Source organism: Methylopila sp. Yamaguchi (assembly GCF_002897035.1).
GTDB lineage: Bacteria > Pseudomonadota > Alphaproteobacteria > Rhizobiales > Methylopilaceae > Methylopila.
The window spans coordinates 176,835-193,807 of the sequence record NZ_BAUX01000004.1; the positions used below are offsets into that span (position 1 = coordinate 176,835).

The 16,973-nt window shown below is 66.6% G+C and carries 16 protein-coding genes; 15 read left to right on the forward strand and 1 reads right to left on the reverse strand.

What is annotated here, in order from left to right; genetic code table 11:
- The first annotated feature begins 3 nt into the window (after nucleotides 1–3).
- From METY_RS06615 to METY_RS06645, 7 genes are all read left to right on the forward strand, one after another.
- Entirely contained in the window at nucleotides 4–582 is a 579-nt protein-coding gene (locus METY_RS06615; RefSeq protein ID WP_146035672.1) for a hypothetical protein, read from the forward strand.
- Entirely contained in the window at nucleotides 583–1,020 is a 438-nt protein-coding gene (locus METY_RS06620) for a DUF6950 family protein (RefSeq protein ID WP_103120596.1), read from the forward strand.
- A 3-nt stretch (nucleotides 1,021–1,023) separates the two neighbouring features.
- Nucleotides 1,024–3,690, forward strand: a complete 2,667-nt coding sequence (locus METY_RS06625) for a hypothetical protein (RefSeq protein WP_200819613.1) — start codon at nucleotides 1,024–1,026, stop codon at nucleotides 3,688–3,690.
- Nucleotides 3,687–4,100 (forward strand): hypothetical protein, encoded by a 414-nt coding sequence (locus METY_RS06630; RefSeq protein WP_103120597.1) that lies wholly within the window; start codon nucleotides 3,687–3,689, stop codon nucleotides 4,098–4,100. Before METY_RS06625 ends, METY_RS06630 begins: the two co-directional genes overlap by 4 nt.
- 70 nt (nucleotides 4,101–4,170) lie before the next feature.
- On the forward strand, nucleotides 4,171–9,027 hold the full coding sequence (locus tag METY_RS06635) for a hypothetical protein (protein ID WP_103120598.1): 4,857 nt from the start codon (nucleotides 4,171–4,173) through the stop codon (nucleotides 9,025–9,027).
- Nucleotides 9,028–9,030: 3 nt separating this feature from the next.
- The gene (locus tag METY_RS06640; protein WP_103120599.1) at nucleotides 9,031–10,611 is read left to right on the forward strand and encodes an FAD-dependent oxidoreductase; all 1,581 of its coding nucleotides are present in this window, start codon (nucleotides 9,031–9,033) and stop codon (nucleotides 10,609–10,611) included.
- Between the two features lie 10 nt (nucleotides 10,612–10,621).
- Nucleotides 10,622–11,236 (forward strand): hypothetical protein, encoded by a 615-nt coding sequence (locus METY_RS06645; protein ID WP_103120600.1) that lies wholly within the window; start codon nucleotides 10,622–10,624, stop codon nucleotides 11,234–11,236.
- A 222-nt stretch (nucleotides 11,237–11,458) separates the two neighbouring features.
- On the opposite strand, the gene METY_RS06655 is transcribed toward METY_RS06645, so the two are convergent.
- Nucleotides 11,459–11,860, reverse strand: a complete 402-nt coding sequence (locus METY_RS06655; protein WP_103120602.1) for a helix-turn-helix domain-containing protein — start codon at nucleotides 11,858–11,860, stop codon at nucleotides 11,459–11,461.
- Nucleotides 11,861–11,959: 99 nt separating this feature from the next.
- Here METY_RS06655 and METY_RS06660 point away from each other — a divergent pair, with 99 nt between their 5' ends.
- From METY_RS06660 to METY_RS21370, 8 genes are all read left to right on the forward strand, one after another.
- Nucleotides 11,960–12,694, forward strand: coding sequence for a peptidoglycan recognition protein family protein (locus METY_RS06660; protein WP_103120603.1), 735 nt, complete (start codon nucleotides 11,960–11,962; stop codon nucleotides 12,692–12,694).
- 3 nt (nucleotides 12,695–12,697) lie between these two features.
- The gene (locus METY_RS06665; protein WP_103120604.1) at nucleotides 12,698–13,102 is read left to right on the forward strand and encodes a hypothetical protein; all 405 of its coding nucleotides are present in this window, start codon (nucleotides 12,698–12,700) and stop codon (nucleotides 13,100–13,102) included.
- Nucleotides 13,103–13,108: 6 nt separating this feature from the next.
- Complete coding sequence (locus METY_RS06670; RefSeq protein ID WP_103120605.1) at nucleotides 13,109–13,441, forward strand: hypothetical protein; 333 nt, start codon at nucleotides 13,109–13,111, stop codon at nucleotides 13,439–13,441.
- Nucleotides 13,438–13,650 carry a hypothetical protein gene (locus METY_RS06675; protein ID WP_103120606.1) on the forward strand — a complete coding sequence of 71 codons (213 nt, stop codon included), beginning with the start codon at nucleotides 13,438–13,440 and terminating at the stop codon, nucleotides 13,648–13,650. Before METY_RS06670 ends, METY_RS06675 begins: the two co-directional genes overlap by 4 nt.
- The gene (locus tag METY_RS06680) at nucleotides 13,647–14,195 is read left to right on the forward strand and encodes a hypothetical protein (protein WP_146035673.1); all 549 of its coding nucleotides are present in this window, start codon (nucleotides 13,647–13,649) and stop codon (nucleotides 14,193–14,195) included. The genes METY_RS06675 and METY_RS06680 overlap by 4 nt, the downstream gene beginning before the upstream one ends.
- A 790-nt stretch (nucleotides 14,196–14,985) precedes the next feature.
- The gene (locus METY_RS21365; protein WP_244593547.1) at nucleotides 14,986–15,876 is read left to right on the forward strand and encodes a calcium-binding protein; all 891 of its coding nucleotides are present in this window, start codon (nucleotides 14,986–14,988) and stop codon (nucleotides 15,874–15,876) included.
- Nucleotides 15,877–16,105: 229 nt separating this feature from the next.
- Nucleotides 16,106–16,390, forward strand: a complete 285-nt coding sequence (locus tag METY_RS06690; protein WP_103120609.1) for a hypothetical protein — start codon at nucleotides 16,106–16,108, stop codon at nucleotides 16,388–16,390.
- Nucleotides 16,387–16,965: a hypothetical protein gene (locus METY_RS21370; protein WP_103120610.1), complete on the forward strand. Its 579-nt coding sequence runs from the start codon at nucleotides 16,387–16,389 to the stop codon at nucleotides 16,963–16,965. The genes METY_RS06690 and METY_RS21370 overlap by 4 nt, the downstream gene beginning before the upstream one ends.
- Nucleotides 16,966–16,973: the final 8 nt, after the last annotated feature.

Genomic DNA, 16,973 nt, shown 5'->3' on the forward strand with positions numbered 1-16,973 from the left:
AACGTGAGCGGCTTCGATGTGGTGGCGAGGATCGTCTGGACCGACGGCTCGATCAGCCGGCTGACGTCCGCGAACATCGGGGTCTATCTGCCGGCCGACGGCGTCGAGGATGTGGACGGCGCCTACTACACCTGCTTCCCCGGCCTCGGGCCGATCCCGGCGCTCAAGCAGACCATCAACGGGGTCTCCGACGAGGTCTCGTTCACCCTGCCAGGCGTGCCGAGCGACATCGCCGAGATGTTCGACGTCGAGGCCGATCTCGCCGAGGGCGCCGAGGTGTTCATCGGCCGTGTCACCTACGACCACAAGCTCCAGATGATCGGCGGCGCGACCTGGATCTGGAACGGCGAGGCCGGCGAGTTCGGCGCGCGCGACAGCGGCGGATCGATGGAGGACGGCGAGCTGAGCAGCGGGAGCCAGACGCTGTCCCTGAAGGTCGGCTCTCAGCAGATCACCCGGTCGAGCTCGCAGTTGTACTCGTGGAGCGACGCTCAGCACCGGCAGCTGCACCCGACGGACGCCTTCTTCTCGGAAATCGGCGGGCTCGAGCAGGGCAGCGTCAAGGTCTTCCCGAAGTTCTAGATGCCCATGCCGATCACCGAAGAACGCCTCGACGAGTATCTCGACGAGGTGAGCGAGGACGTGCGCTTTTGGCAGGACAGCCACTGCCTGCTGTTCCTCGCGCGCTGGGTCGCCGTGGTCCGCCCGGACTTCGCGCTTGAACCGCTACTGGGCCGCGTCTCCGGCCCCGTGTCCGCCTATCGCTTCCTTCAGCGAGAGGGCGGGGTAGACGCCTATGTGAGCTCGGAGGCGGCGCGAGCCGGCCTCGCTCTGACGACTGCGGCCGCAGCGCGCCTCGGCGCCATCGGTCTGGTGCGCGTGCCGCGCGCCAAGGGCGGTGACCTGACCTTTGGCTGCATTCGAACCGCCTCGCGCTGGTCCATCCGGACCCGCGAAGGCCTCGTTGAACTCGACGCCTCGCGCATCCGCGTGCAGCCGCATCTCGTGTGGGACGTCTGACAGATGCCCCAGGCGATTGGAGCGGCCGTCCTCGCGACGATCGGCGTGTCATCGGCGACCGCCGGCGCCGCGTTCCTCGGCACGACGTTGGCCGGCTTCGTCGGCTCGACCATCCTCTCGGGCGTCCTTCTAGGCGCGCAGCTGCTGCTCGCCGAGAAGCCGAAAGTGCCGGAGCCCGCCGACGGCAAGCAGTCGATGAAGCAGGCGCTGCCGCCTGCGATCTACGGCTACGGGCGCGACCGCAACGGCGGCGCCTATGCGGCCTACAAGAGCAAGGGGGCGAAGTCCTACGACGTCATCGCTTTCCACCAGGGCGAGATCGACGGCTACGAGACCTTCTACCTGCACGACGACATCGTGACCTTCGACGCCGGGCAGGTCGACGGCCCGGTGAACTACGGGAAGGGCCGCTACCGCGGCTATATCCCGCCCGATCTCATCGTTCAGATCTTCTGGCGCAGGGGTCTCCGGACCGAGACGCCGTACAGCCAGATGGTCTCGGCGCTGCCGAACGCTTGGACGCCCGACCATCGTGGCGACACCATCGCCTCGGCGCTTCTGCTGACGGACACCCCGTCCGAGAAGCAGTACACGAAGCGCCTGCCGTTCGGCCTCCCGCGGCTCAGCGTCGTCGCTCGCTGGCAGCGCTGCTGGGATCCGCGCGATCCGACCCAGATCGAGACGGACCCGACGACGTGGAAGTGGACGCGCAACCCGTTCGTCTGCTTGCTCAACTTCTACTGCCACTGCCCCGCCGGCTATGGCCGCCCCGTGGGCCGGGTCTACGCGCCGGTCGCCGCCTACTGGCGCGCGGCGATGGACAAGTGCGACGAGGAGGTGCTGCGCGGCGACGGGACGGTTGAGCCCCGCTACACGATCGGCGGCCACTTCGACACGAAGACCGCCCGCAGCGGCGTGGTCGGCGCGATGCTGCGCTCGTGCGACGGGTGGCTCGCGGAGCGCGGCGACGGCGCGATCGTCGTCTACGCCGGCTGGTACTATGAGCCCGCGGTGGTCATCGAAGACCTCCACATCTACGACATCGACATCCGGCGCGGCCGGATGGCCGACGAGCGCATCACGCAGCTCAACGTCCAGATCAACTCGCCGGACCACAACTACGGCAAGGTCGCGGCGGACCCTTGGGTCAACCAAGCGGAGATCGACGCCGGCGCGCAGCCGGTCGCGCGCGACGTCGAGGCGGAGTGGTGCCAGTCCTGGACGCAGGGACGGCGGCTCGCCCAGATCGAGTTCGACAAGGCGCGCTGCAAGATCCGCGGGACGATGGTCTTGCGCCCCTATGGCGAGAACCTGCGCGGCCGACGATTCTTCATGCTGAACTACGGGCGCCGCGCGTCGACCCGGATGGTGCCGTGCGAGATCACCGATTTCCACGACGAGATGTTCACGAACGGCTCGTATCGGGTGGAGTTCCAGAGCGTGGATCCGGCGCGCTACGACTGGGACACGAGCAAGGAAGGCCGGCGCCCGGCGATCCCGGACAACAGCGACGACGCGGATGACCTTCCGAAGCCGCCGCAGCCGACGGTCGCGGTTATACGCGAGACCATCGGCGGGACGTTGGTCGCCAAGATCAGCGCGACCTCTCCTCCCGTCGAGGGATGGCCGAACCTCTCGCTGACCGGCCGCTTCCGCAAGGTTGGGGCGAGCACTTGGCGGAATATGACCGCGCCCGACGACGCCGTACTGCAGGTCCTGAGCGATGCGGTCGAGGACGGCAACTACGAAGTCCAGACCGCTTACGTTGGCGGTGGCGGCGACGACGGAGATTGGTCTCCCACCGCTACCATCACGATCATCTCAGACAACGTTGCGCCCGGCACGCCGGAGAACCTGAAGGTCAGTTCGCTCTCGGGCTCGACGGTCGAGATCTCGCAGCGCGGCAAGACGAACGACACGCACACTCGGTTCTTGCGCCTCCGTGGCGGCGTGCCCGGCACCCCCGTCGCGAACATGCCGACCTTGGACGTTCAGGCGGGCCTTGCGGGCGACGTGCGCACGTTCGCGGAGACGCTGACGCCGCAGGTGAAGCACTACTACGGCGACGCCCTGAACGGTTCGGGCATCGCCTCTGTCGCTCCGGCTGGTCCGCTAGTGGTGACCATCCCGGGCCAGACCTTCAGCGACGCGTTCGCCTACTCCGACGGTGCGCTGACGACGGTCGCTCCTGCGAACTGGACCCGGATCGGCGGCACGGCCGGATCGGCTCAGGTCGTGAGCGGCAAGGTTCAGGCGGCGATCTCCGGAACCACGCTTTACGCGGCGCCCGACACCTTCGCGCCGAACATGTGGGTGTCCGCGGAATGGCTTGCGGCGGCCGCCTCCACCAACGGCATCGTCGCGATCGTCGTCGACAGCTCGAATTACATCTGGGCGCGCTACCGCGGCACGATGTGGGAGCTGATGAAGCGGGTCGCCGGCGGATCGAACGTCACGATCGCCAGTCAGTCAGCGGCGATTCCGGCGGTTGGATCCGAGGTCCGACTTGAGAAGGCGGGCGCCGCGCTCACCCTGAAAGTTGCGGGAGCGACGATCGTCACCGGCTCGCTTGGGAGCGATCTGCTTGCCGCCTCGCGGCCTGGGTTCGTCATCACCACGGCCGTCGCCGGGGACTTCCTGGACAACTTCAAGGCGGGGATCTCGTCATGATGGGGGAGGTGCGCGACTGGACGGACGGGGTCGACGAGGTCCAGAAGGCCACGCAGTCCGTCGGTAGCGCGGTCGCGGGGACTGCGGCCATGGCGGCCGACGCCAAAGCTGAGGCTAAGGCTGCTGCGAGCGCCACGCCGAGGATCGATTACGGCGTCTCCTCCGTCACGTTCAACACGGTCGTCAGCGTGTCCTTGGCAGCGCGCTCGCTGAACGTCGCAGTCCCCGCGGCCAAGGTCGCCGACCGCGTGCTGCTCTGGCCGGAGGGTGCGGTGCCCGCCGGTTACGTCATCATCTCCACCGCGCGTGTCACCACCGCGGGCCAGGTGCCCGTGCAGATCCTGTTCCCAGCGATCGTCGCCATCTCGAGCGTCACGCTGTCGTTCCGGATGATCGCCTTCCGCGACTGAACTAACCCCCATTCCGACCTGACCAAGCCGCCCGGCACGCCGTGGCGGCTTTTTGCGTGGAGCCCGCCTCATGGCGTCGATCATCGACAGCTTCCAGCTGACGTTTCGGGACTTTGAGACCCCGAACCTGCCTTCGTCCGGGCCGCGGAAGGTGTGGAAGGCCGACGCTCGCGCGCTCGGCGGCGTAATCGAGCAGGCCGTCAATCTGATCGCGAACGGCGTCGTCATCGGGAGTGCCACGCTCTATGCGACCAAGGCCGCGATGGACGCGGACTACGCGACGGGCGCGGTGGGTCGGCTCGCGCTCGTCTACGCCGACAGCACGGCGGCGAACAACAAGATCTGGGTGAAGGGCGCATCGGCCTGGGTCGATGCCGGCATGACGCTCGCGGCTTCCGCCGTGGCGCAGCTCGCGGACTTCTCCGCCCGCATCGCGGCGCTTGAGGCCATCGCCGGCCTGTTTCCCTACGCTGTCGCAGATGCGGCAGGCACCGTCGATGCGCTGATCCTCAACCCGACGCCAGCACTGCCGTCGCTGAAGGTCGGGTCGTTCGTCTACTTCAGGGTCAACGGCCCGAACACCGGCGCTGTCACGATCAACGTGTCCGGCCTCGGCGTGAAGGACCTTCGCGGCATGACGGGCGGAAGCCTCGTCGCCAACGACCTGCAGGCAGGGCGGGTCTACGCCGCCCGGTACACCGGCACGCGATGGGACCTCGTCACCGGCGCACTTGGCGCCTATAGCGCCGCTTCGGTTGGTCTTTCTCAGCCCAGGCGGATCACGCTCGATCCTGCAGCCACTGGCGACCTGATCATCGGGACGACCTCTGGGCCGGCAATCACGCCGACGGATCTCCTCTCGAACAACGGCCTGCTGATCTATGTGCCGGCGGCGGTGAACACCGGGGCGGTGCTCGCGCGGATCAACGGCGACACGACGGACCGTCCGGTCCGCGACATGAACAACGGCAGTCTGGTCGCCGGCGATTTCCAGGTCGGCAAACTGTACCTGTTCGTGGCGGACGGCGGGGCGCGCTGGCGCTGCTTGAACCCCGGAGCCGGCGTCGTCCGCGCAAGCGATATCCCAGCCGCCGTCGCCGCCGCCGTCGCCGCGCTACTCGGTGGCGCCTCCACGTCCGGCGACACGCTGAAGAAGCTTGAGGACCGGATCGCGTCCGAGGTCGTGACGCGCGGCCTGAACGACTCCGGGCTGCAGGGACAGATCACGCCGCTTGCGAACAAGCTCGCGGGCATCGCTACCGCCGCCACCGCGAACTCCACTGACGCACAGCTGCGGGACCGCGGCACGCACACGGGCGTCCAGGAGATCTCGACGGTATCCGGACTACAGGGCGCGCTAGACGGCAAGGCCGCTGCTGCTCACAGCCACGGGGCGGCGACTACGAATGCTGCGGGTTTCATGGCTTCGGCGGACAAGGCCAAGCTGGACGCCGTCGAGGCCGGCGCCGACGTCACCGACGCCCAGAACGTCGCGGCTGCGATCGCAAATTCCCCTCCCAAGACCTCGCCGGCCGACAGCGACATCCTCGCGCTGCTCGACGCCGCCACCGGCTTCGTTATGGGCAGGATTTCGTGGGCGAGCCTGCGGGCGCGGATCGGCGAAGCGTTTGACACCCGGACGAACCTCCTCGCCGGGTCGGTCAAGGCGAACCCGGCCGCCGGCGACCGCTTCCCGATCCTCGACAGCCAGAACTCGAGCGCGATCGGCTACTTCACGTGGACGGGCTTGCTGGCCGCGATCCAGAGTGGCCTCAACTTGGTCTTCCAGGGCCGCAAAACGGTTCTCGACCAGACCACGGCCGCCTTTACGACCGAGAAGGACACCTTGTACTCCGCCGCTGCGGGGAACGCCACCGCAGCGCTCGCGGCCATCACACCGCTGAGTGACATGAAGGGGAGAGCCTTCGCCCGTCCCGGCGACGCGCCTGCGCTGTTCTCGAACCAGACGGCCGGCAAGGCTGTTGCACTCCCGCCGCCGGCATTCGGCGTGAAGGAGACGACGACCGCGCTCGGGTCCTACTGGCGGATCCGGCCGGAGGACATCGACGATCAGACCGGCTGGCGGGACCTCGTCCAGGCGACCGACTTCGAGATCGAGGACGGGCGCACCTACCTCGTCTCCACCCGCTACGTCCGGCTCGCCAATCCCTCGACCGCGCAGCCGGTGAAGCTCCGCTGGTTCAACCTGAATGGCAACGGCAATGCGATCAGCGACGTCGATCTGAAGACCGACCCGAACCCTGTGACCAGTCAGGGCCCGCGCTCGCTGTTTGCGTTCATCGGCAAGGACGGCGCGCCCATTCCAACGGGGATGACGGCGCTCGACTACACGATCGCGCCGACCGCGGTTTACGGCCGCGCCGGGACCCGCATCATCTCGAACGGCCAGTCGACCGGCGTCATCTCGCTGTTCGTGAAGGACGTCACCGACGACATCACCGGCGGTCTGGACATCACCTCGTTGATCGCGCGGGTGACCGCCGTCGAGGCCTTGGCGGGCGTCGTGCCGTTCGCCGTCGTGGATGGCAGCGGAACGGCGGACACGCTCGTCATCAACCCGACGCCGGCTCTCGCTTCTCTCAGGGTCGGCGCGCTCATCTACTTCCGGGTCCTGGCCGCGAACACCGCGTCGCCGACGCTCAACGTCTCGAACCTCGGCGCGAAGGATCTGCGGGGCCAGGGCGACACCGCGCTCACGGCCGACGATCTGCAGCCCGGACGCGTCTACAGCGCCCGTTATTCCGGGTCGCGGTGGGTGCTGATGTCCGGCGCGACCGGGCTCTACACCGCCCGCGAGCCCTCAATCGCGCAGACTCGCCGCCTTGCGCTCGCGGCGAACACCGAGGCCAACGTCATCATCGGCACGACGTCTGGCCTCCCGATCAGTGACACAGACCTGCGCAACAACAACGCCCGGCTGATCTACGTCCCGACGATCGAAAACACCGGCCCGGTCGTCGCCCGTATCAACGGAGACACCTTTGATCGGTCGGTGACCGACATGAACGGCGCCGCGCTCCGCGCCGGCGATTTTCAGGTCGGTAAGCGCTACGAACTGATCGCGGACGGCCCGCGCTACTGCTGCCTGAACCCCGGCGCCGGCACTCCGCGTCAGGCGGACATCCTCAGCAACGCGGCACTCCTCGACGCGCTGTTCCGGAATCGCATCCTCGCGCGCCCCGCCGAAGAGCCGCACACTTGGACCTACCAGCCGACGATCGCTCCGGCGACTGCCGGCAAGGTACTCGACGGCGGCCCGAACTTCGTGATCGCGCCGACCGTGCGGGGCAGGGGTCTCGCGATCACCGGCGCCAACGGCGCTGGGCCCATCGGGCTCGACTACATCGTCCCGGGCCGCGTCTACCGCGTCCGCATGGGCGTGATCCGCCTCGTTGACGACGTAGCGTTCAACCGCGCGAACCTTCGCGTGCGGGCCTTCGACAAAGACCTCGTCGGCATCAGCACCCTGCAGCTCGGCGAGACGCACATCATCAGCGTCGCGGACGGCTTCCAGGAGTACGCGACCACGATCTCGACCGACGCGACCAAGGCTGAGGTCGCGCTGCCCGCGGGCACGGTCGCTGTCCGACGCTACGCCGCGAACGGCCAGGGCGTCACGAACGGCGTGCTCGCGGTCCTCTACGTCGCGGTCGACGACATCACGGACGGCGGCTTCGCCTCCGCCACGCCCGTCGCCGACCCCGCCAATCTCGACTTCTTCACGCGCGACGCCGGCGGAGCCCCCCGCACGCTGTCCTCAGCCGACCTCGAAGCATGGATCAAGCAAATGGCTGCTGGCCCTGACCTTTACCCCCACGACATCGTCAAGGAGACGATCGGGACCACGGGGAGGGTCATCATCCCCAGCGCCCCCGAGGTCTACAGCGTCTTCATCCAGAATCTGTCCGAGGACTCTGACGCCGAGATCGGCATCGTTGACGGCGACAAGTCGATCGCCGCGATGTCGGACGCGAAGTGGAGGATCGGCCGGCTCGGCTACATCGAGGCGGAGAGCCCGAACGACTTCGTGCCGGGCGCCTTCAGCATCATCTCCAACAAGGATGGCGCGCGGTTCTCCTGCCACTTCACGACGACGACGCCGGACAACCCGATCTTTACGGCCGGCGCGGCGCAGGCGGCGGAAGAGCACCTCGCCCGCTACTCCGGCAGCATGACGACGGCGCAGCAGACCGCGATCCGCAACCGCTTCCGGACGCTCTGGCTCCTTGGCATCATCCAGAAGGCGCGGGCGGCCGGCGCCACACTGCTCACGGCGCGCGCCCCGAACCTCACCGACAGCCTCCTCGACTGGGCGCGCCCCGGCGCCATCGCGAGCGCGTTCGGCTCCCCGACGCATGTGCCGTGGTCGAACTGGGCCTTCGACGGGACCGACGACTACATCGAGACCAATGTCGGCTTCTCGGCCGGCGTCACCCCCGGCGACCACACGGGCTATGTCGAGATCGGGCCGGAGACCCACACCTCCGCGCAGATCGCGGCCGGGTCGCAGCGCCTGCGGTTCTCCCTGAACCACCTTAACGGCACCCGCATGCGCATCACCGACTTCTCCGCCAACATGGCCGGGTCGGGGCAAGCCTACGCGGACATCTACTACAACCCCGAGCACACGGCGGGCGGCGGCGGCCACGTCTTCGCCAGTCGCAACGACGCGATCAACACGATCGCGACTCACAAGAAAGCCGACTTCGTCGTCTCGTCGCCTCTCGATTACACCGACGCCTACACCTTCAAGCTCGGCGCCGGCTCCTCGACCAACAACGCGGCCGTGTCGTTCTGGCCGGGCCCGGTCTACGGCGGCGGTCTTCTGCCCTTCCTCACCAAGACGCAGCGCGACGGCCTCGTGGACGCCGACGCCGCCTTCGTCGCAGCGCTTGCGGGGGCCTGATCCATGGCGACCATCACAGTCGACGCCTTCATCTGCGGCGGACAGATCGCGGGCCTCATCGCCGGCCGCACGATCGCGGAGAAGGGCTACGAGGTCTACGTCCAGGAGTGGACGAACGAACTCGGCGGCATGTGCGTCGCCGGCGTGCTTCAGGTGGACTACTCCGGCCGACCGCCAGCGGGGCGCGCCAACAAGTTCTGGCTCGACGTGAAGGATTACGCCGAGAGCCAGGGCGCCGTCTGGGACGGGACGAACGCGCCCGCGGGCCTGCACCCCGCGAACGGCCTGCCGCGGAACGTCTCTCCGCTCTGGGTGCTCCACGTCATCAACACGACGCTGATCAACCATCCGAACATCACGGTCGTGAAGTCGGTTGACATCACGGGCGTCGACAAGGACCCGGTGACGAAGCGGGTCAAGAGCGTCAGCCTGAGCAACGGCGACACCGTCCTCTGCAAGCAGTGGACGGACTACTCCTACGAGAGCTGGCTTGCATCGCATGACGACGTCGGCATTCCCCATGAGTACGGCCGCATCGACCGTCTGCAGTGGGACGAGGAGAACTCGGGCAACGCCGTCTTCGCGGTCACGGACAACCTGAAGGTGGACTTCCCGATTCGCCTCCCGAACGGCAACCTCAACCGCTCGCGCACCCATCGCCCGAGCCTGCCGGACGGCTACGGCTCGCTCACGACCATGGGCTTCAACTGGCGCTTCATGATGTCGACCAAGGCGAACCGCCGCCCTTGGTCGACGCTTGAGGCGCCGCTCCTCGCCCTGGGCTGGCGGATGGAGAACTACACCGACTTCATCAGCGAGCTGTTGCAGCGGAACGCGACGAACATCGGGCACATCGCGTCGAGCCATCCGTGCGACACGCGCCCCGAAGACGACTCTCTCCACACGACCAACCCGACGAACATGAACGAGATCCTGCTGGCGCGGAAATACCCGCTGCTGCGGACGCCGAACCAAGCCCGCTGGTTCAAGGATCAGATGTTCCTCGCGACCGCGGGCAAGATCTTCGCGGCCTACTCAAGCCCGCTGACCAGCGCCCAGCTCAAAACGAACCTCAACAAGTACGCGCTGCCGGGGGAGGTCTATCAGACGAACTACTGGCGCGTCCCCGGCTGGCCGCCGCAGCCCTACATCCGGTCCTGCCGTCGTGCCCGCGGCATCTACACCGCGACGTGGAACAATTTTCAGAGGATCCCGCCGGACCCGACTTGCCACGCCGGCTACAACGCCGACAGCCACCAGCACTTCTGGTACTGGGACCCGGAGACGGCGATCTCTTGGAAGGAAGGCGGCCCGGAGCCCCACCAGACCAGCACGTGGCTCGTTCCGTGGCGGTTCTTCAAGCCGCACAAGCAGCACTGCGTGAACGGTCTGCTCGGCTGGAACGGCGCCGAGAGCTACATCATGTCGACGGATCTCCGGATCGAGACGATCAAGATGATGCAGGGCGAGGTCGCCGGTATCGCCATCGCACTCGCCCTCGATCTCGGCATCGACGTGGTCGACGTCTCCCACGCCGCTCTCAAGCCGCGCCTTCAGGCCGCCGGCTTCAACATGTCGCTCTGAGGAGGCCCGGATGAAAGTCTTCAACCCCGGCCTCGGCGGCTCTGGCGGCGGCTCTTCCTCGGACATCTCGCGCGAGGAACTGGAGGCGGCGGCGAACGGCCAGGCCTTCCTCCATGACGGCGTCTTCGTCAGCCACATCCCGCGCGGCGTCTATCCGATCTTTATCACGAACCCGTCCGGCAAGCAGGGCGCGCCACGCTACGTGTCGGCGCCCGCGACGCAAATGGGGCCGATCTGGTTCCCAGACGCGGACTACGCGCCCCAGCGGGTCAACGGCAACGCGGCCGGGGATCAGTGGATCCGCATGTCGCCGTATCGACGCTACGTCGTGACCGACATCGACATCGTGAACGTGGTCGGCACGCCTGGGGCGCTGACGTTTGGCGTCTACTCGAACACCGGCGGCGCAGGCGGTGGCGGCATTGAGGTGCTGCCGACGACGACGACGCTTTCCGGCATGACATCGGACCTACGCAGCCGGAAGACGTTCGCCAACCTCAATGGCGGTTTGGGCATCGATCTTGAGGCGGACCACCTCTACCTCAACGTGGTCACGCCCAACGCCTCGCCGATCTCGTTCGTGATGATGTTCCACGGCCGGGCGCTCATGCCCTGCGACGAGTGATGGCCGTGGAGCCCTACGACGAGTCTCTGCCTGACAACGGCTTCGTCAACGACTGAGGGGCAGCACCCTGAGGGGAATGCTCCCAGCACTTCTGGCCAGCCGGCACGATCCGCATGCACCGGGCGCCGAATGACCGGCGGCGCTCCGCATCTTCGCCCTTGCTCAGGACCTCGAACTCAAGCGGCTCGTCGCAGCGGAACCAGTCGGCAGATTGAATGTCCGTCACCGGCCGGCGCCCGGCGATGTCTCGTCCAGGGCTGCTGGATCAAAAAACAGCGCCGCAGCCAGCTTCGCCAGCACCTCTGCTGACGGCCGGCGCCTACCGGATTCGATGTCGGACACGAAGCCTTGTCCGACCCCCGATGCTGCGGCCAGTTCCGTTTGGGTCAGCCCGTACTGCTTGCGCCGAGCGCGGATGAAAATCGCGAGTGCGGCATCTCGCTCGACCTCGATGACCTTAGCAGTTGGCTGAGAGACCGCAGCGTCAAACGCCGCGATATCTCGAATGTGTTCTTGGGCCTCAAAAACCGCGGCGATGAGCCTGTCATAGTCGGCTTTCGTTAGGACAACGAGCTTCTCGCCGGAGGCCGTAGCGATTATTTGCGTATGGGGTTCATGTCTCATAACGCATTAATCGCATTCAGCGCAGTGCTGCGCAAGCGATATCGCATCAACCCCATCGCCCCGTCCTCGCGCGGGGCTTTTTCATGTCCGGAGACTGCCATGAGCGTTGAAGACGTCCAGCGTCGGTTGAAGGCGCTCGGCTACACCATCGGCACGGCCGGCCCGAACCGCGACGGAGTGGACGGCGACTTCGGTCGCCTGTCGCAGCTGGCGACCTTGGCTGCTCTAGTGAAAGGCGCACCGGCGCCCGCCGACGCGCCAAGTCCCCCTCCTGGCACGTCGGCGACAAAGCCCTCTTCTGTGCCGGCATCCTGGATGCCGGCGGCCTTGATCAAGGGGATCGTAGTCCACTGGACAGCCGGCGCTCACAGGGCATCTGCATTAGACCGTTCGCATTATCACCTGCTGATCGAGGCCGACGGGAAGCTGGTGCGCGGGACGCCGTCGATCGACCTTAACGACGCCCGCGGGCTCAAGAGCGGCTACGCGGCCCACACGCTGAAGTGCAACAGCGGGTTCATCGGCGTCTCGCTGTGCTGCATGGCCGGAGCGGTTGAGAGCCCGTTCAAGGCTGGCCCGCACCCCATGACGCGGGCGCAGTGGGACGAACTACCGGCCGTCCTCGCCGACCTCTGCCGACGCTACGACGTCCCCATTACGCCGCGGACCGTGCTCAGCCACGCCGAAGTGCAGGGGACGCTCGGCATCACCCAGCGCGGCAAGTGGGACATCTCCCGCCTTGCCTTCGATCCCTCCGTCGTCGGCGCGAAGGCCGTCGGCGACCTGTTCCGCAAGCGCGCCGCGGCGCTGCTCGCCAACCCTTCCGAGGCCTGAGCCATGGAATTTCTGAACGACGTCTGGGCCGGACTGCGGCCCTACGCGGTCGAGGCCGCCGTCACGATCGGCGCCGCGCTGCTCGCCTACGCCGGCGCGAAGGCGCTCGAAACCCTTAAGGCGATCAAGGACGAGAAGCTCGCGCTCTCGCTCTATCGGACGATCGAGAATCTGCTGAAGGCGGCTCTGGCCCGCCGTGCTCTCGCCGGCTCAGCGATCGGACCCGAGGTCACGGGGCAGATCCTCAAGGAGGTCCTGGAAGGCACCAAGGCGGTCAACCCGAAGTCGGTCACCGGCCTGAAGCAGTCGGACGCTGCGCTAGTCGACAAGATCACCGCGCGCCTGCCGGAGGCGAAGGCGGCGGTCGTGACGGCCGCTGCGGTCGCCGAAGCGGCCAAGGTGGCCTGACCGCTCGTGGACCCAGCAGTCTTCCCCTGGCTTCTCCAGCAGGGCCCATGGGGCGTAGTCGTCCTGATCCTCCTCACGGTGATCGGCATCCTCTGGCGGGGGCGCGAGGCGCTGCTCACGCGGCGCGAAGAAGAGGTGAGGGCGCTCGTCGAGGCGCTTAACGCGAGCACCCGCGCGATGGAGGCGAACGCCGAAGCGCTCGACGAGAACACCAAGGCGACGGCCGCCCTGTCGCATCTCGCCGCTCTCCGCGCGGCGGCCTTCGACGAGCACAGTCGGCGCTTCGAAGAGCACTCCCGCCGCGTGGAGGCGATCCTTCAGCAGCGAGTTCCCTCATGAAGGGGGTCATCCGCATGCTCCTCTCGGCCTTCAGCGCCCGCGGCCGCAGCTTCGAAGAAGCGAGCGAAGCCATGGCGACCGCACGCGAGCGACAGGCGCTCTCGAGCCTCTACGTCACCGCCACCTCGCGCCAGGCCGTCATCGGCTCCGCGCGAACCATCGAGGCCGCTAAGGCGGCCGCACGCATCGTCGCCGGAGACAAGCGGTGAGCATGATCACAAGACTGCGGTTCTCGGCGGCCGGCGCCGCGCGCTACGTCGGGCGCCTCGCCCGCAGCCCGACGTTCTGGCAGGGCGCGGGCGTCATCGCCGGCTTCTGGGCGCTCGCCGCGATCGTCGACTTCCTCCCCCTCTACGCGATGACGCGCGTCATCCTGCTCGTCGTCTCGGTCGGCGTGTTGCTCGCCTACCTTCCCGGCTTCCTAGAGGCCATGGTGGCGCGTCCGATCCGGGACGGCGAGCAGCTGGTGCTTGGCATTTGGGTGGCGTGGGCGGGCGATATCATGCTGGGCGTCTGGGCCATCACGCAGCGCTGGCTCGACCGCCCGGAGTGGATGCTGACGTCGGACTTCGTGACGTTCATCGTGTTCGTGAAGCTGCTAGGCGCGACGCTGCATTTGACGTCGCCCGGATCGGTGGAGGGCAGAGTCCCCCGCGGCAACTGGGTCCTACTCGCGATCGCGTTCTCGCTGGGGGCGCTCGTCGCCGGCGTTCTGCTCGCAACCTCCATGGGGGTCGGGCTCTTCGGGACCTAATGACCTTTCTTCCGGTTACGGAAGACCATACGAGAAGGTGACAGTTGTGGAAGAGGGCGCTCACTTCCCGCAAGGCCTGTCCACTTCATTCCTGCCTTGCGTACGAACAGTTAAAGAAGCATTAATATTGAAAGTGACTTGCAAGCAACACCGATAGATAGAAGCGGGAACTACTTCCCGTAAGGACATTTGCTGATGCTAAGCCGGCAATCATGAGTCATAAAGGGATGTTACGCATCGTGGATGCTGGATCTGTGCCGGAGGATGCACATTGGCTCGCCCTTTGAACGACGATTTTGAGAATGCCGTCATTGTGACTGGCGACGGCTTCTCCTACGCGGGGAGCACCATCGAGGCGACGCCGCAGAGCGGAGAGCCAGGCGCGCCTGATGACACAGACGAATACTACGGTGGGACATTTTCCTACGATTATAACGTATGGTTTGTATACACTGCAGATGCGACGGGATCTGTTGCGTTTAATACATTTGGGTCAGACTTTGACACAACGTTGGTTGCGTACAGATCGACGGACGGTAGTAAATCTCTTTCATCGTTACAGCAAATTACTTATAATGATGATTCCGGGCAAGTTGGGCATTATAACGACTCTATAGTTTCGTTCGGGGCTACAGCGGGCGAGACGTACTGGATCAGAGTGGCTGGTTATCTGGAAGGCGCAGGAAATTACATTTTCACGTTCGGAGACCAGGTGGGTAGCGGTTCGGCGGCGATCACAGGCACTGCGTCGTCTGACGTGCTCGGCGTTCTGGGCGACGGGGCGCACGAGATGATCGGTGATTTGGGCGACGACCTCTACTACGTCGACAGCGCGGACGACGTGATCACCGAGCTCGGCGGCGAAGGTTATGACGCGGTGTACACGACAGTCGACTACGCCCTGCCCGCGAACGTCGAGAAGATCGTGGCGGTTGGCGCGACCGGCCTCACGCTTACCGGCAACGAGCTCGACAACAAGCTCTTCGGCGCGAGCGGCGCCGACACGCTGTTGGGCGGCGCCGGCGACGACCGCCTCGACGGCCGCGGCGGGATTGACCGCCTGGTTGGCGGCGAAGGTGACGACGTCTACGTCGTGAGCACGTACAAGGACGTCGTCGTCGAACTCGCCGACGAGGGCTACGACGTGGTCCTGTCTAAGGGCTCGTTCCAGCTGACGGACAACGTTGAGGAGCTCCGCCTCATCGGTCAGGCCGTCAAGGGCCTCGGCAACAACGGCGACAACAAGCTCGTCGGCAACGATCAGAACAACCTGCTTTCCGGCCTCGACGGGGTCGATCGGCTCTACGGCGGCGCCGGCGACGACACCCTCGCCGGCGGCGTGGGCAAGGACGTGCTGACGGGCGGGGCCGGCGCGGACGTCTTCGCCTTCACCGACGCTGGTGATGCGGGAGACGTCATCACGGACTTCGAGGCGGGCGTCGACCGCATCCAGATCGACCTCGCAGGCTTCGGCCTCGCGACCTTCGACGCGACGTCGTTTGAATCGAACGCCCGCGGGATCGCGACCACCGGGGACGCGCGCTTCATCTACGCCGAGAGCAACGGCCGCCTGTTCTTCGACGCCGACGGCTCGGGTTCGGGCCAGGCCGTCCTGCTCGCCACGCTTCGCGGCGCGCCCGAATTCACCGCGGCCGACGTCTCGGCGTTCTCCGTCGTCTGACTGCCAAGGCGAACGATCGCAGCGCCCGTCTCGGCTTCGGCCGGGGCGGGCGTTTTTTTGCGTTTCAGCCCCTCAGCGCCCACAGCATCAGCGCCATGAGAGATGCTGTGATGACGGCCATGCCGACGAAACCGGCAACGAGCGGCCACCACAACGCCCACTCTTGTTCTTTTTTCGTTCTCATGGGATCCATTTTTCAAACGCGGCTCGGATCGCGGCGGAGAATGACATGGGCATCGAGAAAGACGCCACGACGACAATTCACGTCGTGCTCGGTTTCAGGCGCAACGGGAAGGGAAAGAAGGAGGCGGACCAGCCGTTTCAGGCGCAGAGCGCCGAATCGACCAAGCGCAAAGCGCAGCGCTACGCTGAAGCTCCCGACGGGGGAGGGGTCGCCTTCTCGCGGACCGGCGATGCCCGCATGGGCGACTGGGAGGACGCCGTGATCCTGGGCGTCTTCGGCGACGTGCCCGAGGACGTGGTTGAAGGCGTTAAGGCCGGCGCCGCCGGGTGAGCGTCGAGACGCTCGGAGAGGCCCTGCGCGCCGGGTGGCGCCTTCAGGTCCGCTGCGCGCTCGGCAAGCGCGACGGGTTGAAGTCGATCCGCGAGTGCCAACGCGAAGCTGAACTGGACCTCGCCTCCGTCGTCTGGACCCGCGGGCCGAACTTCCCGATCGCGCGGATGAGCGAGCGCCTGATGTGCCCCGCCTGCGGCTCTCGTCGCGTCGCGGTTGTCTTCGTCCCGCCGGCGCCTGGTGGCGAGACCGCCGTTTCGAGCGGTGCGGCCGACCGTCGTTCGCAACTCGCCGCGATGCAGTACACGGTCGAGCACTGGTCCAAGGGCGCTCTTCACCGGCTGCTCGCCGCGTCTCCGAACCCCGAGATCGCTCGTGCGGCGTTCGCCTGCGCCAAGAGCGAAGTTCGCTTGGAGGAAGGTGACACGATCGAGCTGAAGCAGGTGATGCGGGTCTTGGATCAGCACCCGCCGCGCGAGCCCTATGCTCGGGACATCCCGATTGAGGAGGCGAAGGCCCAATGGGACCGGACGCGCGCCGGCTTGCCGAAGGGTCGAAAGCGGGTCTGGAAATAGGACGCCGC